16 protein-coding genes and 1 pseudogene are annotated in these 20578 nt (G+C 76.5%); 9 read left to right on the top strand and 8 right to left on the bottom strand.

The window, feature by feature from the left end; all coding sequences use genetic code 11:
* Window positions 1-73: 73 nt before the first annotated feature.
* The 5 genes and pseudogenes from REH70_RS07270 to REH70_RS07245 all read left to right on the top strand — a co-directional run bounded on the left by REH70_RS07270 (window position 74) and on the right by REH70_RS07245 (window position 6526).
* Window positions 74-619, top strand: coding sequence for a hypothetical protein (locus tag REH70_RS07270; RefSeq protein ID WP_310754503.1), 546 nt, complete (start codon window positions 74-76; stop codon window positions 617-619).
* Window positions 616-2067, top strand: a complete 1452-nt coding sequence (locus tag REH70_RS07265) for an EAL domain-containing protein (RefSeq protein WP_310754182.1) — start codon at window positions 616-618, stop codon at window positions 2065-2067. The genes REH70_RS07270 and REH70_RS07265 overlap by 4 nt, the downstream gene beginning before the upstream one ends.
* A 105-nt stretch (window positions 2068-2172) precedes the next feature.
* A pseudogene (locus REH70_RS20540) lies at window positions 2173-4013 on the top strand (putative bifunctional diguanylate cyclase/phosphodiesterase).
* A 264-nt stretch (window positions 4014-4277) separates the two neighbouring features.
* Window positions 4278-5639, top strand: a complete 1362-nt coding sequence (locus tag REH70_RS07250; RefSeq protein WP_310753453.1) for an EAL domain-containing protein — start codon at window positions 4278-4280, stop codon at window positions 5637-5639.
* 5 nt (window positions 5640-5644) lie between these two features.
* On the top strand, window positions 5645-6526 hold the full coding sequence (locus REH70_RS07245) for a diguanylate cyclase domain-containing protein (protein ID WP_310753452.1): 882 nt from the start codon (window positions 5645-5647) through the stop codon (window positions 6524-6526).
* 1517 nt (window positions 6527-8043) lie between these two features.
* On the opposite strand, the gene REH70_RS07240 is transcribed toward REH70_RS07245, so the two are convergent.
* From REH70_RS07240 to REH70_RS07230, 3 genes are all read right to left on the bottom strand, one after another.
* Window positions 8044-9303, bottom strand: a complete 1260-nt coding sequence (locus tag REH70_RS07240) for a nucleotide disphospho-sugar-binding domain-containing protein (protein WP_310753451.1) — start codon at window positions 9301-9303, stop codon at window positions 8044-8046.
* Window positions 9304-9367: 64 nt separating this feature from the next.
* Complete coding sequence (locus REH70_RS07235; protein ID WP_310753450.1) at window positions 9368-11578, bottom strand: glycosyltransferase; 2211 nt, start codon at window positions 11576-11578, stop codon at window positions 9368-9370.
* A 228-nt stretch (window positions 11579-11806) separates the two neighbouring features.
* Window positions 11807-13459, bottom strand: coding sequence for an SPFH domain-containing protein (locus REH70_RS07230; RefSeq protein ID WP_310753449.1), 1653 nt, complete (start codon window positions 13457-13459; stop codon window positions 11807-11809).
* 249 nt (window positions 13460-13708) lie between these two features.
* Here REH70_RS07230 and REH70_RS07225 point away from each other — a divergent pair, with 249 nt between their 5' ends.
* Entirely contained in the window at window positions 13709-14470 is a 762-nt protein-coding gene (locus REH70_RS07225) for a deoxyribonuclease IV (RefSeq protein ID WP_310753447.1), read from the top strand.
* Window positions 14471-14567: 97 nt separating this feature from the next.
* Here the strand turns inward: REH70_RS07225 and REH70_RS07220 are convergent, their stop codons facing one another.
* Entirely contained in the window at window positions 14568-15086 is a 519-nt protein-coding gene (locus REH70_RS07220; RefSeq protein WP_310753446.1) for a class I SAM-dependent methyltransferase, read from the bottom strand.
* A gap of 258 nt (window positions 15087-15344) precedes the next feature.
* Here REH70_RS07220 and REH70_RS07215 point away from each other — a divergent pair, with 258 nt between their 5' ends.
* The gene (locus tag REH70_RS07215) at window positions 15345-16448 is read left to right on the top strand and encodes an acyltransferase (RefSeq protein WP_310753445.1); all 1104 of its coding nucleotides are present in this window, start codon (window positions 15345-15347) and stop codon (window positions 16446-16448) included.
* Window positions 16409-16585, top strand: coding sequence for a hypothetical protein (locus REH70_RS07210; RefSeq protein WP_310753443.1), 177 nt, complete (start codon window positions 16409-16411; stop codon window positions 16583-16585). Before REH70_RS07215 ends, REH70_RS07210 begins: the two co-directional genes overlap by 40 nt.
* A gap of 40 nt (window positions 16586-16625) precedes the next feature.
* Here REH70_RS07210 and REH70_RS07205 read toward each other — a convergent pair whose 3' ends face one another.
* A complete protein-coding gene (locus REH70_RS07205) occupies window positions 16626-17156 on the bottom strand; it encodes a YetF domain-containing protein (RefSeq protein WP_310753442.1) in 531 nt (176 codons plus the stop codon).
* Between the two features lie 166 nt (window positions 17157-17322).
* On the opposite strand from REH70_RS07205, the gene REH70_RS07200 reads away from it, so the two are divergent.
* Complete coding sequence (locus REH70_RS07200; RefSeq protein WP_310753440.1) at window positions 17323-17994, top strand: alpha/beta family hydrolase; 672 nt, start codon at window positions 17323-17325, stop codon at window positions 17992-17994.
* A 76-nt stretch (window positions 17995-18070) separates the two neighbouring features.
* On the opposite strand, the gene REH70_RS07195 is transcribed toward REH70_RS07200, so the two are convergent.
* From REH70_RS07195 to REH70_RS07185, 3 genes are all read right to left on the bottom strand, one after another.
* Window positions 18071-19282 carry a cation:proton antiporter gene (locus tag REH70_RS07195; protein WP_310753439.1) on the bottom strand — a complete coding sequence of 404 codons (1212 nt, stop codon included), beginning with the start codon at window positions 19280-19282 and terminating at the stop codon, window positions 18071-18073.
* A gap of 122 nt (window positions 19283-19404) precedes the next feature.
* Complete coding sequence (locus REH70_RS07190) at window positions 19405-19656, bottom strand: MoaD/ThiS family protein (RefSeq protein ID WP_310753438.1); 252 nt, start codon at window positions 19654-19656, stop codon at window positions 19405-19407.
* Entirely contained in the window at window positions 19653-20552 is a 900-nt protein-coding gene (locus REH70_RS07185) for an NTP transferase domain-containing protein (protein WP_310753436.1), read from the bottom strand. Before REH70_RS07185 ends, REH70_RS07190 begins: the two co-directional genes overlap by 4 nt.
* Between the last annotated feature and the right edge of the window lie 26 nt (window positions 20553-20578).

The following is a 20578-nucleotide window of genomic DNA, read 5'->3' as shown; positions in this document are numbered from 1 at the left end:
GGCTCACCCCCACCCGGGGTCACCCGGGTGCGCGTCGGCGTCAACACGCCCCACAGGGCGCCGATAGGCAGGCGTGGACCTGTCCAGGCAGTTCGAGCCGCGGGACGCGGCGGTGGCGGCCCCCACCGCCGGCGCACTCGTCGCCGTCGCGGCCGTCGTGACCGCCGTGGTCGCCCTGCTGAACCCGCCAGGCGGAGGTGCGCCGGCGCGCGTCCTGGCCGTGGGCGTCCCCGCCCTGCTGCTGACCAGCCTCGGTCTGCTGTCCCGACGGGGGCGGCGACCGACCCCGCTGCTCACCGTGATCCCCCTCATCGGCCTGCTGGCGATCACCGGGCTGGATCTCGCGACGAGCGACGCCTCGATCTCGGGCTACATCTACTTCTGCTACCCGGTGCTGTACGCCGCGTCCCAGCTGCGCCCCGGCGCGGCGACGGCCGTCACGGCCACGGCGGTCGCCCTCAGCGCCGTCGTCGCCTTCGCGCTCACCCCACCCGGGCGGGCGGTGGTCGACGTGGCCTACCTGGCGACGACCATGGTCGCGATCACCGTCGTCCTCGTGCGCACCGGGAGCCGGCAGGACACGATCGTCCGGGCCCTCGAGGAGGGAAGCGCGCACTGACCCGGCAGGCGACGCACGACGTCCTGACCGGGCTGCCCAACCGGGGCCTGTTCCACGAGCGGGTCCGCCAGGCGCTCGCCCGGAGCCGGGACAACCATCCGGCGGCCCCCTCGACCGACCGCCGAGACCCGCGCACCCGACCGACGATCGCCGTGCTGTTCTGCGACCTGGACGGGTTCAAGGCCGTCAACGACAGCCTGGGGCACCGCGCCGGCGACGACCTGCTGGTCGAGGTCGCCCGCCGCCTGCGCACGACGCTGCGGCAGGACGACGTCGTCGCCCGGCTGGGTGGGGACGAGTTCGCGGTGCTCGTGCTCGACACCGACCGTGCGGGGGCGTCGGCGGTCGCGGAACGGCTGCTGGCCGCCCTCGAGGAGACGGTCGAGGTGGCGGGCCGCGGCGTCCACGTCGGCATCAGCATCGGGATCACGCTCGCCGAGCCGGACTCGGACGCCGACGCCGACCGCCTCGTCCGGGAGGCCGACGTGGCCATGTACGAGGCCAAGGCCGCCGGGCGCGGGCGGTGCGTCGTCTTCTCGCCGGTGATGCTGGCGACCCAGGTCGAGCACGCGTCGCTCGTCCAGGACCTGCACGGTGCGGTGTCGCGCGGGGAGATCTTCGTGGAGTACCAGCCCATCGTGGACCTCACCACGGGGCGGGTCGACGGCGTCGAGGCGCTCGCGCGGTGGGCCCACCCGGAGCGAGGGCCGGTCTCCCCGGCCATCTTCGTCCCCCTCGGGGAGCAGGCCGGCCTCATCGACGAGATCGGGGCCCGCGTGCTGGCCGAGGTGCGGGCGGATGCGGAGTCGTTCGCAGCCGCGGCCGGACGGCCGGTCAGCATCGGTGTGAACGTCTCCGCGCGGGAGCTCACCAGGTCGCGCGTGCTGGACCTCATCGACGCCGGCCGGACGTCGAGCGCACAGCTCATCGCCGAGGTCACCGAGAGCACCCTGCTGCGTCCCGACGTCGTCCCGCTGCTCGCCGAGCTGCGCCGCAGCGGCGTGCGGATCGCCATGGACGACTTCGGCGTCGGTCAGTCCTCGATCGCCGCGCTGCGGCTCATGCCGGCCGACATCATCAAGCTGGACCGCGCCTTCACGGTCGACGTCGCGACCGATCCCCGCGCGCTGGCGATCGTGCGCGCCGTCGTCCGCATGGCGAGCGAGCTGGAGGTCGCGCTCGTCGCCGAGGGCATCGAGACGACGGAGCAGCGCGAGGCCCTGATGGCGCTCGGGTGCCGGTTCGGTCAGGGGTTCCTGCTCGCCCGGCCGATGGGAGCCCGTGCGATGCGCGACCACCTGCGGGCCGCGTCGTCGCCCGCAGCCGAAGCCGACGCCGAAGCCGAAACCGACGCCGACGCCGGACCGTCCCGCGGCGTGGACGTCCTCCCGCAGCAGCGCGACGGCTCCGCCGCGCACTCGACGGCTCCGCCGCGCACCCGACGGTGACCGGGACGGCATGACGACGACCGCCGGCACGCCGTGCAGGCGTGCGACCGGGTGGACCCTCGGCGCACCGGTCATGTCGCTCACGCGCGTGCCGATGTGCCGGTCATGACGCTCCCCCGGGTCGACCGCGCCGCGCTGCTGCGCGCTCCCGCGGGCGTGCACCCGACCGCGGCGGTGCGCACCACCGGCCTGATGTTCGTCGGCGGCGGACTCCTCGCGCTCGTCAGCACGGTGCTGGCCGACGCGCCGGTGGACGGCATCGACACGATCCGCCTGCTCGGGCTCGCCGCCTTCGCCATCGGCGGGTGGGCCCTGGTCGACGGCACGCGGTGGGGGGCGTGGACGCATCACACCCTGCTGATCGCGGCCTGGGCGATGATCACCGTGGGCGTGTCCGTCGCGGGCGGCGGTACCCCGGCGCTCGCGATCGCGATGCTCTACCTGCTCGTCGTCGTCAACGTCTTCACCCTGGTGTCGTGGCTCAGCGCGACCGCGCACCTCCTGCTGGCAGTGGGCGGCGTGATGGGGGCGGTCGGGACCGCTCCGGGCATCGGCGCCGCCGCCACGGCGCTGTGCGCCGGGACCGTCGTGCTCGTCGGGCTGTTCGCCGGTCGACTGGTGCGCGCCACGGCCGAGGCGCAGGTCGACCCGCTGACCCGTCTCCTCAACCGCCGAGGCCTCGACCAGCGCATGGACGAGGCCCTCCGCCGGGCGGAACGCCATGGCGAGCCGCTCACGGTGGCGGTGCTCGACCTCGACCACTTCAAGGCGGTGAACGACCGCCACGGGCACGTCGCCGGCGACCGCTTGCTGGTCGCCATCGCCCGGGCCGCGCGCTCGGCCCTGCCCCGCGACGTGATCGTCGCACGCACCGGCGGGGACGAGTTCGTGCTGCTCGCCGGAGGCCGCACGACCGCGGACGTGGGCGCCATGATCGACGGCATGCGCGCCGCCCTCCCGGACGGGTGCACGTGCACGGCCGGGACCGCCCAGTGGGAGCCCGGTGACTCCGGCTCGCTGCTGGTCAGCCGCGCCGACACCGCGCTGTACGGGGCGAAGCGGAGCCGTCGGGGCTCGACCCGGGCGCATGCCGCGACCGTCGACGGTGCCCTGGGTCTGCGCCGGGCGGTGGCCAGGGGCGAGCTGGAGGTGCACTACCAGCCCGTGGTCGATCTCGGGTCGGGCGCGATCGTCGCGGCCGAGGCACTGGTGCGGTGGCGTCATCCGGAGCGCGGGCTCATCCCCCGGACCAGTTCATCCCGCAGGCCGAGCGGAGCGGGGCGATCCTCGACGTCGGGCACCTCGTGCTGCGGCGCGCCCTCGCCGACGCCGCCCGGTGGCCGGCCGGGCCGCACGGTCGCCGACGGGTCGCCGTCAACGTCTCGGGCCCCGAGCTCGCCGATCCGCGCTACCTCGGCCGGGTCCACGAGGCGCTGCGCAGGTCGGGTCTCCCGGCGGACGCCCTCATCCTGGAGATCACCGAGGGGCTGCTCGACGTCGAGTCCGACGTCGTCATCCAGACGCTGCGCCACCTGCGGTCCCAGGGGGTCCGGGTGGCGATGGACGACTTCGGGACCGGCTACTCGAGTCTCGCGCGCCTGGGCCGACTGGACCTCGACCTGCTCAAGGTCGACCGGTCGTTCGTCAGCACCATCCGCACCGCGAGCAGCGACGCCCCGCTCGTGAGCTCGATCCTCGCCCTGGCAGCCGCGCTCGATCTCACGGTCGTCGCCGAGGGCGTGGAGACGCCCGAGCAGGCCGCGTGGCTCCGGGACCGCGGCTGCCAGGAGGGGCAGGGGCACCTGTGGTCGCGGGCGGTGCCGGCGGACGAGGTCGGCGTGCTCATGACCGCCCGCGCCGGGGGCTCGGTCCCCCACCCGCGCCGGGACGACGCCGACGCCGACACCGACGACGCGGCGCTGCCCGCGGCGCTCGAGCCGGCCTGAGCGTCGCCCGTCCGCGCGGACCGCGCCGCCCGCACCCCGGCGTGGCACCGGGCGGTCCACATGACCGCCGTGCGCCACCGACGTCGCGACCTGCGTCAGCCGTCCCCGTCGCCCGGGAGAGGTGCCGTCAGCACCGGGCGGGCGCCCGGCCGGTCGACGGGCAACCCGGGCAGACGCCGACTGCTCACATGCGACGGCTCCGTGCCGAAGGAGGAGGAGCACGGGTGGCGTCCGCCACCGCTGCAGCGACGACGAGAGGGACCCATGGCGGCGGACATCGACGAGGTGATCGCGCGCGGTCAGGTGCGCAGCGTGTTCCAGCCGATCGTCGACCTGGACTCCGGTGCGGTCGTGGCCTACGAGGCGCTCGCCCGTGGGCCCGAGGGGCCGCTCGAGCGCCCGGACGTCCTGTTCGCCGCCGCCCGGGACGCCGGCCGCCTGCGCGAGCTCGACGAGCTGTGCCGCCGCACCGCGCTGCGCACCGCGATCACCGCGGGCGTGCTCGCCCCGCTGACGCTCTTCGTCAACGTCGAGCCCGAGGTGCTCGACACCGCCCCGCTCGAGGAGCTGCTCGCGATCAGCGCCGCCGCGCCGCGTGACCTCCAGGTCGTCCTGGAGATCACCGAGCGCGCCATCGCCGCGCGCCCCGCGGAGCTCCTGGCGACCGTGCAGCGGCTCCGTGCCGCGGGCTGGCGGATCGCTCTCGACGACGTCGGTGCGGACGACCTGTCCCTGGCGTTCATGCCCCTGCTCCGACCGGACATCATCAAGCTCGACCTGCGTCTCGTCCAGCAGCGGCCCGGCCCCGAGCTCGCCGAGATCATGAACGCCGTCAACGCCGAAGCGGAGCGGTCCGGCACCGTCGTCCTCGCCGAGGGCATCGAGCACCCGGAGCACCTGAGCACGGCCCTGGCCCTGGGCGCGCGCCTGGGGCAGGGGTGGCTCTTCGGGCGGCCGAGCGACCGGCTCGCGCCCGGCCTGCCGACGGCGCCGCTGCAGCTGCGGACCGCCCCACCCGTCCGCGAGCACGCGTCCCCGTTCGCCTGCCTGCCGGAGGGCACGCCGCTGCGTCGATCCAAGAAGGCGCTGCTCATCGAGGTGAGCAAGCACCTCGAGCGGGAGGCCATGCGCCTCGGGTCGACCTGCACCGTCGTGTCGACGTTCCAGGAGGCGCGCCACTTCACCCCGCTCACCGCGCACCGCTACCGCGAGCTCGTCGAGCGGGTCGGCTTCGTCGCGGCCATCGGCGAGGGCCTCCCCGTCGAGCCGGTCGCGGGGGTGCGGGGTGCCGACCTCGCCGCCGACGACGCCGTCCGCGGTGAGTGGGACGTCACCGTGCTCGCCCCGCACTTCGCCGCGGCGCTGCTCGCGCGCGACCTCGGCGACACCGGCCCGGAGCGAGAGCGGATGTTCGAGTTCGCGCTGACCTACGACCGCGAGGTCGTCGCCGACGCCGCCCAGTCGCTCATGTCCCGCATCCTGCCGCAGGACGCGGTGCGCCTCGTCGTCCCCGCGGCGACGGGGGCCACCGTGCCCGACGACGTCACGGCCGCGGTCGCGGCGCTCGCCCACTCCCCGTCGGGGGCTCCGAGCGCACCCTGCGCCGCGCGCTGGCCGCGACCGTGAACGGGGTGACCATCAGCGACGTCACCCGACCCGACCAGCCGCTCGTCTACGTCAACACCGCGTTCGAGCGGCTCGCCGGCATGCGCGCCGAGGAGCTCCTCGGCCGCAACTGCCGGTTCCTCCAGGGACCGGACACCGACGGACCGGCCGTCGCGCGGCTGCGCGAGGCGATCGCCGCGGGGCGTGAGGCGCGTGAGCGGCTGCTCAACTTCCGCGGCCCCGACCGGACGCCGTGGTGGAACGAGATCTACGTCGCGCCGGTGTTCGACGACGACGGCCGCCTCATCCAGTACATCGGCGTCCAGAATGACGTGACCGAGCAGGTGCGGGCCGAGGAGCGCCTGGCCGCGGAGCGCGACCGCGCCCAGACCTACCTCGACGAGGTGGAGCGCCTGGCGTTCCACGACCCGCTCACCGGCCTGCCCAACCGCCGTCGGCTGGCCGAGGTGCTCGACTCCACGGTGCTGCAGGCCCAGGTCGCGGGCACCGGGGCCGCGGTGCTGTACCTCGACCTGGACGGCTTCAAGCAGGTCAACGACGAGTACGGGCACGCGGTCGGGGACGAGCTGCTGCTGGCTGTCGCCGGGCGCCTGCAGCGCCGGCTGCGGCGCGGCGACCTCGTGGCCCGGCTCGGCGGGGACGAGTTCCTCGTCGTCCTGCCCGCGGTCGACCGCGACGGCGGCCGGACCGAGGGCGAGCGGGTCGCGGCACAGCTCGCGGACGCGTTGGCCGAGCCCGTGGTGACCGCTCGCGGCACCGTCCGGGTCCGGGCGTCCATCGGCGTCAGCACCTACCCCGCCGACGGCTCGGACTTCGACGACCTGCTGCATGCCGCCGACGAGCGCATGTACGCGGTGAAGTCGAGCCGGGCGGTCAGCGCGGGCTGAGCGCCCGGGCGACGCGGGGGTCGTCGACCACGGCATGTCGCCGAACCCCCCGACGCGGGTCAGGTGAGCCGGTCAGCCGCGCCGGCCGTGGTCGCCGCCGGACCGGCCGTGGTCGTCCCCGGACCGGCCATCGCCGCCCCCGGACCGGCCATCGCCGCGAGACCGGCCGTCGCCGCCAGACCGGCCGTCGCCGGGCGAGCCCTTGCCCGGCCCGCCACCGTCGTTCCGACCGTCCCCGGATCCACCCCGGTGCGGCCCGTCCTTGCCCGGCCGACCGTCGTTCCGACCGTCCCCCGGCCGACCCCGGTCCGGCGATCCGTCGCCGCCCCGACCGTCACCCCGTCCATCACCCTTGCCCGGGCCGCCCTTCCCCGGTGACGTGTCGCCGGGCCGAGCGTCGCTCGATTCCCTCGTGCCCGACCCGCCCTTGCCCGGCGACGCCTTCGCCGGCGAACCCTTGCCCGGCGAGGCCTTCGCGGGCGCGGCCTTCGCCGGCGAACCCTTGCCCGGCGAGGCCTTCGCGGGCGAAGCCTTACCCGGCGAAGCCTTGCTCGGTGAGCCCTTCGCCGGCGGTCCCGCGGGAGCCGGCCGAGCCGGCGCCGGGGACGGCTCGGCACGTCCCGGGGCGACCGGCGCGGGCCGAGGGGCGGCCGGGCGCGGCGTCGAGGGCTGCCGGGTGACCGGTCGGACGGCAGGCTCGCTCGCTCCCCGGACGCCGGTGGCCGCGTGCGAGCCGTGCCGCCGTCCGACGGGGCGGCCGGACGGGACCCTGCCGGAGCCGTCGCGCGAGCGCCTGCGCTCGGCGTCGTGCCCCGTGCGCCCGCCGACGCCGTGTCGCGTGACGCCTCGGGCCGTACGGCGTCGGTCAGGTCGCCGGCCTCGGACGACGACCCGTCGGACGCCGGCGCAGCTCCGGACGCGGCCGCCGCGACCTCGGTCGTCCGCGCCGTCCCCGCCTGCGGGTCCCGCGGCAGGAGTGCGGGACCTGCCTCGCGTGGGAGCACCCTGGCGCCCGGGGCGTCGATCCCGCCGGGTGCCTCGATCGCACCCGGGGTCGGCGCCCCGGCAGCCTGCCCCGGCAGCGGGGCCCCGGCAGCCTGCCCCGGCAGCGGGGCCGCGGGGGCCGGCATCGCTGCGACGCCTCGACCGGCGCGCTCCGCGGACGGGGCGGGCGGCGCATAGCCGGTCACCGCGAAGACCCCGACGGTCGTCACGACGAGCACCCCGAGGACCGCTGCGGCGACCGCGTCGACCGGACGTTCGACGGCGGCGTCGGCGATCCGCTGCGCGCGGTCGCGCACCGCCACGGTGGCGCGGGTGAGGCGCCCGGCGCCGTGCTCGCTCGTGCTCATGGTTCCTCCGGTTCGGGGATGTCAGCCACCGGGCAGCGGGGCATCGGGGTCGGGCGATCCCGGGTGTCGCGGTCGACAGCCGGGCGCCCGCGCATGACCGATGCGGTCGGGGGCGTCACTCCAGGGTCGCACGGGCCTCGCCGTGGTGCCCGCGTGCCCGGCCGCTCAGCGCCACGGCGATGACGCCGACGCCCCCGCGGACGACCGGACCGCCCGGAGGGCCCGGGCCGGGCCAGGGTCCGCCGCGAGCGCGCCGGCCGCGCCCTCCAACGCCGGCACCCCGGAGGCCGACGCGTCGAGCAGCCGCACCAGGGCGTCCCGGATCTCGGGCACCGTGGCCGCGTTGGGGTCCAGGGCCTGCCCCATCCCGGCGTCCTCGACGGCGGCGGCGCCCGCGAACTGGTCGGTCGAGAACGGCAGCACCAACATCGGCGTGCCGGTCGCGACGGACTCGGTCACCGAGTTGTTGCCGCCGTGGGTGACCGCCACGGCGGCGTCGCGCAGCAGGCGGACCTGCGGGAGGTAGTCACGGACGAGCCAGCCCGCGGGCAGGTCGCCGAGCCGGTCCGGCGACGTCGACCCGGTGGCGATCGCCGCCCGGACACCCGTCGCACGCAACGCCTCCACGACCCGCGCCAGGACATCGGCGCGGACGGACAGGAAGCTGCCGAAGCTCACGTAGACGAACGGCTCCCCGCCGGTCAGCCACGCCTCGACCTGGGGGTCGTGGGCCTCGGTCCGCAGCGCGCCGCCCAGGTGGTGGTGCGGCGGCAGCGCGTGGGTGCGCTCCGGCGCAGCCAGCTCGGCCGGGTAGTTGTACAGCACCAGCGGGCCGTGCAGCGCGAAGGCGTCGTCGACCGTCGGCAGCCCCGGGTCGAGCCCGTCGGCGGCCCGGTTCCACTCCGCGGTGAACCCGGCGGCGACCCTGCGGCACAGGAGCTCGAGCTCCTCCAGCGCGCCCGGATCCGGGCGGAACGCGCGCGGCCACACCGGCGGGTACCCGTACACCTCGCCGCCCACCGGCAGGGCGCTCGGGTGCCCGAGCACGACGTCGGCGTGCCGGACGTCGGCGGCCCACAGCGCGAGGCGCGCGCTGAACGCCAGGTGGTCCACCAGGACGGTGTCCGGCCGCACCGCGTCCACGACGTCGAGGGTGGCCCGGGCCTTGGCGACCGGCTGCCACATGAGGTCGGTCAGCCGCTGGGACGCCTGGTAGGTCAGCGTGGGCACCATCCCGCGGCGGGTCGCGTCGAAGAAGCCCCGCAGGGAGTCGGCCTCGGCGCCGGGCTGGTGCTCCGCCCGGATGACCCCGGGGTTGGAGCCGCGCCCCAGCTCCAGGTGCTGCCGCTCGAAGCCGAAGTCGGCGACGATGCCCGCCGTGGCCGGACCGGACGCGACCACGACCCGCTCCCCGCGTCGCGCCACGCCGTGGCGAGCGTGGCCAGCGGCAGCAGGTGCGAGGCGTAGTCGGGGCTGATGACGAGGAGGGTCATCGGGACACCGCCGATCCGGGCGCGACCATCGCCGACCGTGCGGCGCGCTCGTCGCCGGCCACCGCGGCGTAGACGTCGGTGAGCGCGTCGGCCATCCGGCCGATGCTGAAGCCCCGCTCGACCGTCCGCGCGGACAGCTCCGCGCGTCGGTCGTCGGTCTCGGCGAGGGACGCGTCCAGCGCCGTGGTCATCGCCGCGCCCAGCCGCTGCACCTCCCAGGTGGCCGTGCGGAACCCCGTGACGCCGTCGTCGACGTACGTCGCGGGACCGCCGCCGTCCGGTGCGACGACGAGCAGCCCGGTCGCCATCGCCTCCAGCAGCGCGAGGCCGAACTCCTCCTTGAGGCTCGCGCAGACGTAGAGGCCGCGGGGTGCGCTGAGGCCGGGCAGGCCGGTGCGCGCGGCCGCCATCCACTGCGCGACGACACCGTTGGGGCGGTGGCCGGGCAGCAGCAGGCCCGCTGCGCCCCGCTGGTCGGGCGCCACCACGGCATCGATCAGGTCGAGCTGAGCGCGCTCCTCGGCGGACGGGTCGTCGACCTCACCCCCGACGAGGAGCAGGTTCGCCCGGTCCGCCAGCTCGGTGGCCCAGGCCTGCACGAGGGTCGCCATGCCCTTGACCCGGTGCAGCCGGCCGACGCTGACCACGAGGGGCAGCCCTCGGCGCTCGGCCGGCAGCGCCGACACCAGCGCCCGGAGCTCGGCGAGCGCGTCCGACGGCGCCGCGCCCGCGACGTGCGCCTGCGCCTCGTCCACCGCGCGACCCACGACCTCCAGGTCGACCCCCTCGGGCACCACCGTGTGCCGTCCGGGGTGCGCGGTCAGGTCGATGCCGACCAGCTCGCGCATGTCCCGCTCGAGCTCCGGGCGCGGGAACAGCACCGTGTGCGCGGCGTTCGCGGCGAGGCGCTGCACGAGGCGCGCGCGGAACCAGAAGTGCTCCTCGGCGTCGACCGTGCCGAAGTTCTCCCGGGTGAGCCGGCCGGAGCGGTCGAGGGACTCGATGACGGCGTGCGGGTCCGGCGCGACGGTGAACACCACGGGCAGGTCGAGCTCGCGGGCGACGTCGGCACCGGCGAGGCTCCCGACGTCGGCCATGCGCAGGTGCAGCACGTCGGCGCCACCCGCCGCCCGCAGGATGCGGCGGATGCCGCGGCGGGCCGTGACCCGCAGCGGCCACGCGGCCGCGGAGGGCACCGGGTCGCGCAGCAGCGGGACGCGACCCAGGACGTGCCCCGGCCCGCCGAGCCGGTCCAGGTCGGCGAGAGCGCCGGCGGCCGGGCCGCGGGACATGGTCAGCACCCGGGTCACGGCGTGCGGCCGGTCGTCCGCGGGCACGACCAGCGCGTCACCGAGCCGCACGAGGAGCGTGGCGATCCCGCCGTTGTCGCCCGCACCGGCGGCGCTGAGCCCCGCGTCGATGTCGGCGTGCAGGAACAGCTGGGCGACGGTGAGACCGTCGCGTCCGGTGGCGCGGTCCGTCGACGCGCCGGCCGCGACGTCGACGAGCGCGAGGCGGGCGACGTCGGCCAGGTGGTCGTCCTGCGACGCGAGCTGCGTCAGCAACCCGATCACCGTGCTGTCGCCGGGCCGCTGGCCCAGTGCCGCGACGGCGGCGACCCGGACCTCGTCGGTCTCGTGGTCGGCGCGGCCGCCCTCCCCGCGACCGGCGGCGAGCGCGAGCAGCGGACGGACCGCGACCGCGTGCCGCACGAGCCCGAGGGTCTCGACGAGCCGCGCCCGCGCGGACGGCTCCGCGACGCCGAGCAGTGCCGCCTCGAGCCCGACGGCGACCGGCTCGGGTGCGCGCGCGGACCACTGCTCCAGGGCGCGTTGCGCGAGCATCCCGCCGAACCCGCCGTCGACGACCATGCCGACCAGGCGCGCGACGGCGTCCGCCCGGGGCAGCCCCGCTCCCAGCACCCAGGCCGCGTGCTCGCGCACGAAGTCCCGGTCGCTGGACAGCAGCCGCGCGACCGCCCGCGACGCCTCGTCGTCGGCGATGGTTCCCAGCGCGTGCACCGCCGCGATCGTGACCAGGTCATCGGTGCCCTCGAGCGCCTCGGTCAGGACGCGGACGGTCCGGACACCGGGGTCTCGGCTGGCCTCGAAGGCGAGGCCGTCGGCGAGCCGCATCGCGTCGACGACGCGCTCGGCTCCGCGCAGCGCGTCGAGAGCGGTCTGGATCCCCACGGCGGTCCCCCACATCGGTGGTGCGACGGGCGCGCGCCCGTCCGGGCGCGGCGCGCCCGACAGCACCACTACGGCGTGAGGACCCCGGACGGATGCACCTCGGGTCGGTGTCCCGCGTGACCGCCGCTGAGCCACCGGCAGCCGTCACCTCACCCGCGTCCACCCGCGCATCACCCGGATGGCCGACGCGCGGCGTGACGACCGGCTCGACCGGCCGGTCGTCACGCCGCGCGACCCCGCGCGTCAGGCCGTCGGCGCGTCCCCGTCCTCGCGGGTGAGCAGGCTCGAACCCGTCGATCCCGTCGAACCGGCCGACCCCGTCGAACCGGCCGACCCCGTCGAACCAGCCGACCCCGTCGACGCGCCCCCGTCCGCGCGGTGGACGGCGGGCGACCCGGACCGCCCCGTGCCGCGGCCACCCTGCACGAGCTCGAGGAGGTCGACGCCGGTCTGCGCCTTGAGGAGGGTCGCGAGCTCCTGGACGCCGGTCGCCACGTGACCGGTGACCCCGGACGTGCCGTCCTTGGAGATGACCGTGAGGCCGTCGATGCTGCCGAGCGCGTCGGCGTAGGGCTGCGCCATCCTGGGCAGCGCGTCGAGCACCATCTGCAGCCGCGCGGACTCGGGGAACGCCTGGTAGGCGTCCGACTCCGCCTTGATCGCGGCCGCGCGGGCCTCGCCCTTCGCGCGCTCGGCGGTCGCCTCCGCCTGACCGCGGGCCTGGACGCCCTCGGCCTCGGCGCGGGCGAGCGCGAGCGCACCCTCGGCCTGGCGCTGCTGCTTCACCAGCTCGGCGTCGGCGCGGGCGCGGGCGGCGGACGCCTCGGCGTCGGCCTGTGCGATCGTCCGCTGCGCCTCCGCCTCGGCCTTGCGGATCGCCGACGTCTTGCCCGCCTCGGCCTCCGACTCGGCGGCGTACCGGCGCGCGTCGGCCTCCTGCGCCTGCTCGTACTTGCGGGCCTCGGCCGGCTTGCGGACCTCGGTCTGCAGCTCCTGCTCGCGCAGCGCGGCGCGCCGCACGGCGACCTGCTCCTGCTGGACCAGGACGGACTGCTGCGCCTCGGCCTCGGCACGCTCCTGGGCGGCCTCGGCCTCGGCGCGGGCCTGGGCGGTCTCCTGCTGGATGTTGGCGTTGCGCAGCGCGAGCGCCTTGTTCGACTCCGCGATCTGGACGGCCGCCTCGTTGGATCGCTGCGTGCTCTCCTGCTCGGCCTGCGCCTCCGCGATCTGGGCGTCCCGGGCCACGGCCGCGGCGCGGGGGCGACCGAGGTTGCTGATGTAGTTGCCGGAGTCCTCGACGGTCTGGATCTCGAAGTTCTCGAGCACGAGCCCGCGCTCGGCGAGCATCGGGACGGCGATGTCCTTGACCTCCTTGGAGAACTCCTGGCGCTCGTAGAGGATCGACTCGACCGTGAGCGTCCCGGCGATCGTCCGCAGCACACCGACGAGGACCTCGCTGGTCTGCTGCTCGATGACCTGCTCCTGGCTGCGGCCGGCGAACCGCTGCGCCGCGGCGCGCACCATCCGCTCGGTGCCGCCCACCTTGACGACGGCGATGCTGCGCAGGGTGACGCCCACACCGGACTTCGTGGTCGCGTCCTCCGCGGAGACGGAGAAGCTCTGCGACGCGAGGGACAGCCGCACGACCTGCTCGAAGATCGGCTTGACGAACGTGCCGCCGCCGATGACGACGCGCTGGCCGGACAGGTCGGTGGTCTCGTCCCCGGTCTCGGGGTTGATCACGAGGGTGCCGCTCTTGCGTCCGGTGATGATGAGCGCCTCGTCGGGCGTCGCGATCTTGAAGCGCACCTTCGCGTACGTGAGCCCGACGACGATCAGGACGAGCAGGGCGATCACCGCCGCCGCGACGGTCAGGACGGGACCAGCGATCTCCATGGGACTCCTCAAGGCAGATGCCCCCGCAGGCGGGAGCAGATCGAGCAGGACGTAGCGGTCCCGGCACTCTAGAGCCACCGGGCCCCCGGGCCGGGCGGTCGGCGCGCACCGACCCGGACGGACGACGGGCCGCGGGGCACGGCGCCGCACGCTGCACCGGCGCGGCCGCCGGTAGCCTCGGGTGACGCCGCCCGGCGGCCGGCGTCACCCGCGACGCGCGGCAGCCCCGGCCCGACGAACGGAGACGACGTGGTGCTCATCGGCGCTCATGTGCGCGGAGACGACCCCGTGGCGGCCGCCGCCGCGGTCGGTGCCGACTCCGTGCAGCTGTTCCTCGCCGACCCGCAGGGGTGGAAGAAGCCCGTCCCGCGCGAGGACGCCGAGAGCCTCGTCGCCTCCGGGCTCGGCCTGTACGCGCACGCCCCGTACCTGGTCAACGTCGCGTCGACCAACAACCGGATCCGGATCCCCAGCCGCAAGATGATCGAGCAGCACGCCGCCGCCGCCGCGGCCCTCGGAGCGCGCGGCCTGGTCGTCCACGGCGGGCACGTCGGGGACGGCGACGACATCGCGGTCGGCGTCGACAACTGGCGCAAGACGTTCGCCCGCGCGGAGTTCCCCGTGCGCATCCTCGTCGAGAACACCGCGGGTGGCGAGAACGCGTGCGCCCGCACCCTGGACCGGCTCGCGCTGCTCTGGGACGCGATCGGGGAGTACGACGTCGGCCTGTGCCTGGACACGTGCCACGCATGGGCGGCCGGCGAGGACCTCGAGACGGTCGTCGAGCGGGTCCGTGCGATCACCGGCCGGGTCGACCTCGTGCACGCCAACGGCTCCCGCGACCCGCACGGCTCGAGCCGGGACCGGCACGCCAGCTTCGCCGGCGGGCAGATCCCGCCCGAGCTCATCGCCCACGTGGTGCGCGAGGCGGCGTGCGACGTCGTCGTGGAGACGCCCGCGGAGGGGCAGGCGGACGACATCGCCTTCCTCCGGGCAGCGCTCGCCGACTGACCGCCGAGCGCCGCCCCGACGCTCCCCCGGTGCTCCCCGGCGCCGTGCCGGCGGCGTCCCGGTGCCGCGCCACCCGCCAGGCCGTCCCGGTGCCGCGCTACCCGACGGGGCGCCGGTGCGGTGCGGTGACGCACAGGACGCCGTCGACGACGTCGCAGCACGCGTCCAGGCCGACGTGTCGGAGGGCCGCGACGGTGCGTTCTCCCGCGGGGTGGCCGTCCACACCGTCCGGTGGCGCGAAGAGCAGATGCACGACGCCGTCGTCGGCGAGGAGGTCGACCAGCCGGGACGCCGCGGCCTCGGCGGGCCCGGTCCAGAAGGCGTTCACGTCGACCGCGAGGACCACGTCGTACGGGCGGCCGTCGCCGTGGAAGGTGGTCAGCTCCCGGTGCTGGAGGTCGGCCCGACCCGCGTCGAGGTGACGGCGCAGGCGTCGTTCCGCCCGCGCGATCGCCGTCGCCGAGCGGTCCAGCCCCGTGACGTGACCGTCCGGCAGCCGCTCGCACAGCAGCGCCATGGCGACCCCCGGGCCGCAGCCGATCTCGAGCACGCGCGCGTCGGGTGCGGGGTCGACGACGTCGACGGCGACCCGGATGCGGTGCGGCGTGCGGTCCACGGTGTCGTCCCCTCGGTCGCGTCCCGGGCCTGACCGCCCGCGAGGACGGGCCCGGACCATGATGACCGACCCGCCCGCCGACCACCCTGACGGTCGACCCTCACGCCACGGTATGGTGTCGACGCCGGGGCGGTCACCCGGCCTCGGCGCCGCCCCCGCGTCGGCGCCTGCACCGTCCCTCGGCACGACCCGCGTGAGGCCGCCGTGCCGCGCGGCGCCCCCGACACCGGACGTCATCCATCCCTCGCGAGGAGCCGCATGTCCCAGCCCGCCGGAGTGCCCGACGCCGTCCCGCGCACGGCCGACGTCGCCGCCGGACCGGGCGCCGCCGGACTCGAGGCACCGCCCGGCGCCGACGGGCAGCCGGCCGGTCCGCCCGCGCGTCCGGCGCGCGAGCGCTTCCCCTCGCTCGACGGGCTGCGGGGGATCGCGGCGCTCGTCGTCGTCGTCTTCCACGTGCTGCTGGTGTCGCACGTCTTCGACGCGCCCGAGGAGTCGCGCGGGCCGGTGGACGCCTCGTGGTGGATCACGCACACGCCGCTGAACCTCGTGTGGGCGGGCCCGCAGGCCGTCTACGTGTTCTTCGTGCTCAGCGGGTTCGTGCTGGCCCTGCCGGCGGGCCGGATCCGGTGGCGTTCGTACTACCCGCAGCGCCTGCTCCGGCTGTACCTGCCGGTCTGGGCCGCCGTCGCGTTCGCCGTGGTGCTCGTCTCGCTGTTCCCGCGCGAACCGCAGCCGTGGTTGAGCGAGTGGTGGGCGCAGCGCCAGCCGACGAGCGGTCTGCCCGGTGTCCTGCGCGACGCCGTCCTGGTGCTCCCGGGGACGGGCAGCTGGAACAGCCCGCTGTGGTCGCTGCGCTACGAGATGCTGTTCTCCCTGCTGCTCCCGCTCTACCTCCTGGCCGGGCGGGTGCTGCCGCGATGGGGTCTGGCGCGCATCGTGGTGCTGCTCGTCGTGCTCGGCGTCGCCGAGGGCACCGGGCGCGAGACGCTGGCGTTCATGGCGATGTTCGGCTTCGGCGTCCTCCTGGCCGCCGACCGCGACCGGATCGCCGCCGTGGCCGCGCGGGTGCCCACGCTCGGCCGGTGGGCGTGGCCGAGCCTGGCCGGCGCCGCCGCGCTGCTGCTCAACGCCGAGCTCCTCCTCCTGGTGCAGAGCAGCCAGGCGGTGCGGGGGTGGCCATGGCGCTGCAGCTCGCGGGCGCCACGTTGCTCATCGTCCTCGCGCTGCACTGGGAGCCGATGCGGCGTGGCCTCGACGCCCGATGGGTGCAGTGGGTGGGGCTGCGGTCGTTCGCGCTCTACCTCGTGCACGAGCCTCTCGTGCTGTCGATCGTCGCTGTCGCCCCGCGCATCCACGTGATCGGCTACCTCATCGTCGGCCTACCGCTGTCGCTGATCGCCGCCCACCTGTTCTACCGGTGGGTCGAGATGCCCGCGCACCGGCTGTCCCGTGCCGCCGGGCGCCGCGCCGCGGCGCCGCTCGTCGCCCGCAGCTGACCTGGCCGGCACCACCCCGGTCCGGCACCGCGCCGGGACCTCACCCGCGCGTCCCCCGCGCGGCCGCCACGTCGGCGAGGATCCAGGGGTCGACGTCGCTTCCGCGGCGCAGCACGCTCACCGCGCCGTTGCGCTCCAGGACCACCGACGCCACCTCGTCGAGCCGGCGCACCCCGGCGAGCCGCAGTCGTTGGCGCAGCTCGTCCGGCGAGACGTGCGCCCGCCGCAGGGCGTCCGTGAGGACCTCGCCGTCGTCCACGAGCAGCACCGGCGGCCGGTTCACGAGCCGGTCGAAGCGCCGGTCCTGGCGCAGCACCCCGAGCACGCCCTGCATCGCGAAGAAGGTGACGAGCGCGACCACGCCGATGAGCAGCGTGGGGCTCTCGAGCAGCGCCGTGCGTCCCAGGATGGCGCCGAGCGCGACGACGCAGCCGACGTCGAAGCCCGACATCGACGCCAGGCTGCGCTGGCCGACGACCCGGATCAGCACCACCAGGGCCGTGTAGATCCCCACCGTCGTGACCACCACGCGGGCCACGTCGCCCCACGACGCCCCGAGCTCACCCACCATGCCGCACCTCCCGCCCCGGGCCGCACCGTCCGGCGGCCGCACGCCACTGTGCCCCCGGACGACGCGGGCGGCGACGCCGGGCGCCGTCCGCGTGGGTAGCGTGACCCCGGCGGCCCCCGCGGCCCCGGCGGGCCCCCGGACCGAGGGAAAGGGAACGGACACGCGCATGACCGAGCCGCAGCCCATCCGGGTCGACACCCGCCACGGCGAGGCCCGCGTCCACCTCCACACCGCCGTCCGCCCGGCGGACGACGCGCCGCGCGGCCTGCTCGTCCTGGGTCACGGCGCAGGTGGCGGGGTCGGCGCACCGGACCTGGTGACGGTGACCGCTGCCGCACGCGACGCCGGGCTCACCGTCGCGCTGGTCGAGCAGCCCTACCGCGTCGCGGGGCGCCGGGCGCCGCCGCGCGCCCCGACGCTGGATGCCGCGTGGACCGACGTCCTGACCCACCTGCGCCGCGGGGAGCTCGGCCGGGTGCCGCTCGTCGTCGGCGGGCGGTCGTCGGGTGCGCGTGTCGCCTGCCGCACGGCTGCGGCCGGCGGTGCCGTCGCGGTGCTGTGCCTCGCCTTCCCGCTGCAGCCCGTGACCCGCGCGGGTGCCGAGCCGCGGCCCACCCGGTTGCCCGAGCTCGAGTCCGTCGGGGTCCCGGTGCTCGTCGTGCAGGGCGCACGGGACCCGTTCGGGGTGCCGCCCGCTGCCCCGGGACGCACCGTCGTCACGGTCACCGGTGACCACGCGCTGCGCGGGGACGGGCCGGCCGTCGACCGCGCGGTCGCGACCTGGCTCGGCGTCGTCCTGGCCGACGCGCCGCCCGACGACGCCGCTCGCGGGACCTGAGCGCCGGGGCGGCCGGTCCGCAGGGGCAGCACCCGGTCAGGGCGCGCGACGAGCGCACCCGGTCCAGCGCAGCCGCTCAGCGCACCCGGTCGCCGGCGCTCACGTAGGCGCGGCGCCCCGGTGTCCCGCTGAGGCCGAACGCGACGACGCTCGCGGCGACCGCGAGCGTCCCGGCCGCGAACAGCCGCGGGTCCCGCACCCCCTCGTGGAGGCTGTGCGCGACGTAGAAGACCGCGCTCACGCCCACCGGCCCGAACCACCCGACGAAGGTGGCGTCCCGGCGGTCGAGGCGCAGCGGCCGGCCGAGCGCGAGGACCACCGGGAGGCGGCGCAGCAGCAGGACAGCGGCGACGAAGGCGACGGCCGGGAGCCCGAACGCGGCCCAGTCCGCCCACGGCAGCACGGCCCCGAGGACCACGAACAGCGGCACGACGGCGTACCGGTTGACGGCCTCGTCGACGCGGTCCTGCGCACCACGCTCGCCCTCACCGACCGCGCGGTTGTACGCGAGCCCCGCGACGAACACCGCGAGCACCCCACCGGTGTGCGCGACCCGGGCGATCCCCAGCGTGGCGACGGCGAGCAGGAGCGTGAGGACGAGCTCGGGCCCCGGGCTCAGGTCGTGGTGCCGCGTCGCCCAGCGCAGCCCGAGCCCGACGGCCACCCCCACCACCACGCCGATGGCGGTCCCGCCGAGCACCTCCCAGGCGATCCGGCCGACCACGTCCCCCGGCGCGGTGGCGGGCAGCACGACGGCGAGCGCGACCCCGACCAGCGGCAGCGCGAGCCCGTCGTTGGCGCCGCTCTCGGCGGTCAGCAACCGGCGCAGCCGGGCGGGGAGGTCCCGCTCGGCCGGCTCACCGGTCACCACCGACGCCGCGAGCACCGGGTCGGTGGGGCACAGGCACGCACCCACGACCGCCGCGAGGGCCACGGGCAGTCCCAGCAGGAGGGCGGCCGCCCCGGACAGCACCGCGGCGAGCGGCATGACCACCGCGAGGAGCAGTGCGACCGGGGCCGCGACACCGCGGAGCCCGGTGACGGGGTACCGCAGCGCGGCCGCCATGACCGACCACGCGAGCAGCAGGCGCGCGCCCTCGAGCAGCAGCAGGTCGCGCGCCGACTCCTCGAGGACGACCAGCCCGAGCACGGCCGGGCCGAGGACGACGCCGAGCACCAGCCCGACCAGGGGCTCGCTCAGCGGCAGCTGCCGGATCTTCCCGCTGACCAGCGCGAGGACCACCGCGGTTGCGCCGACGCAGGCGTAGAGCAGGTGCAGGTCGGCCATGTGATCGCCCCTCCTCCGATCCGGTCGATCCCGACCTCATCGCAGGGGGCGCGGCACGGCAACCCGGCCGCCGCCGAGCGGTCGGCCGCGAGCGCCGGCCGGTGGGTCAGCCGGCCGGTGGGTCAGCCGCCGGCGAACGGCGGCAGGACGTCCACGGTCGAGCCGGGCGGCACCGGGGCGGCGTCGTCGGCCAGGCGTCGGCCGGCGGCGAGGAGCGAGCAGCGGCCGAGGACCCGCCCGAGCTCCGGTCCGTGCGCGGCGACCACGGCGGCCCGCAGGTCGCCCGCGGTCCGCGCGGCGTCGTCGTCGAGGGTCTCGGTCGCGACGCCCGCCGCCTCGGCGGCCCCGGCGAAGTAGCGGACGGTGACGCTCATGCCCCTCCTCCGTCCGCCGACCAGTCGGCCGTCAGGCGGGCGACCGTCGCGGCGGCCGCGTCGAGCGCCGCCCGGTCGCCTCCGGTCGCCCCGACGGCGATCCCCATGAGGAACGTCGTCAGGGGGACCGCGGGACGCGCCACGGTGTGGGCGACGTCGCGGGTGAGGTCCAGCACGAGGTCGCGGTCGAGCGCTCCGGCGTCGACACCGAGGGCGTCGGCGACCACCGCGACCCAGCGGTCGAGGTCGGCGGGGGTCTGGGCGGTCATGGCATCCCTCCGGGTGAGCACGGACTCCAGGCGGGCGACATCGTCCCACGTGTCCGCGTCGTCGCTGTGGCCCTGGACGTCCACCACCGCGGTCATCCGCAGCCGCTCGGCCAGCCGTCGCAGCGGCACGCCGCGCAACCCTCCGTCGGCCGCGAGACCGTCGAGGGCGTCGCGCAGGCGCGCGGCGCGGTACAGCGCGACGGGCTGCGGTCGACCCTCGCGCACCACCTGGGCGCCGTCGGCCCCGGGGTGCTCGGCCAGGGCCGCCCGCAGCGCCGGCACCGACGACGCCGCCCCCGGGACGTCGCACGCCAGGACGAGCACGGCCACGTCCGCGGCGTCGCCTGCGTCCGCTCCGTCCGCTCCGTCCGCTGCCGCCGCCCCGAGGGCGACGACCCCGGCGTGCAGGCCGGCGAGCGGACCACCGAACGGTGGGTCCTCCAGCGCCGTCACCACGCCCGGCCGGCCCAGGTGCGGGGGCCCGACGACGACGACGTGCCGCGCCCCGGCGACGGCGTCGAGCGCGCGGTCGAGCAGGGTGCGCCCGGCCACCGCGACATCGGGCTTGCTCACCCCGCCCAGGCGTCGGCCCTGCCCGCCCGCGAGCACGACGGCATCGACGATCACCGGCCCACCGTAGTGCGGGCGCCGGA

This window comes from Cellulomonas sp. ATA003, from assembly GCF_031582905.1.
GTDB lineage: Bacteria > Actinomycetota > Actinomycetes > Actinomycetales > Cellulomonadaceae > Pengzhenrongella.
The sequence above is the reverse complement of the archived record's forward strand: the minus strand, read 5'-3'. Positions and strand labels throughout refer to the sequence as shown.

Coding starts and splice junctions, on each gene's coding strand:
- REH70_RS07250 (WP_310753453.1), top strand. CDS start 4,278: ATGGCGGCGGACATCGACGAGGTGATCGCGCGCGGTCAGGTGCGCAGC.
- REH70_RS07235 (WP_310753450.1), bottom strand. CDS start 11,578: ATGTGGGGGACCGCCGTGGGGATCCAGACCGCTCTCGACGCGCTGCGC.
- REH70_RS07230 (WP_310753449.1), bottom strand. CDS start 13,459: ATGGAGATCGCTGGTCCCGTCCTGACCGTCGCGGCGGCGGTGATCGCC.
- REH70_RS07215 (WP_310753445.1), top strand. CDS start 15,345: ATGTCCCAGCCCGCCGGAGTGCCCGACGCCGTCCCGCGCACGGCCGAC.
- REH70_RS07205 (WP_310753442.1), bottom strand. CDS start 17,156: ATGGTGGGTGAGCTCGGGGCGTCGTGGGGCGACGTGGCCCGCGTGGTG.
- REH70_RS07200 (WP_310753440.1), top strand. CDS start 17,323: ATGACCGAGCCGCAGCCCATCCGGGTCGACACCCGCCACGGCGAGGCC.
- REH70_RS07195 (WP_310753439.1), bottom strand. CDS start 19,282: ATGGCCGACCTGCACCTGCTCTACGCCTGCGTCGGCGCAACCGCGGTG.
- REH70_RS07190 (WP_310753438.1), bottom strand. CDS start 19,656: ATGAGCGTCACCGTCCGCTACTTCGCCGGGGCCGCCGAGGCGGCGGGC.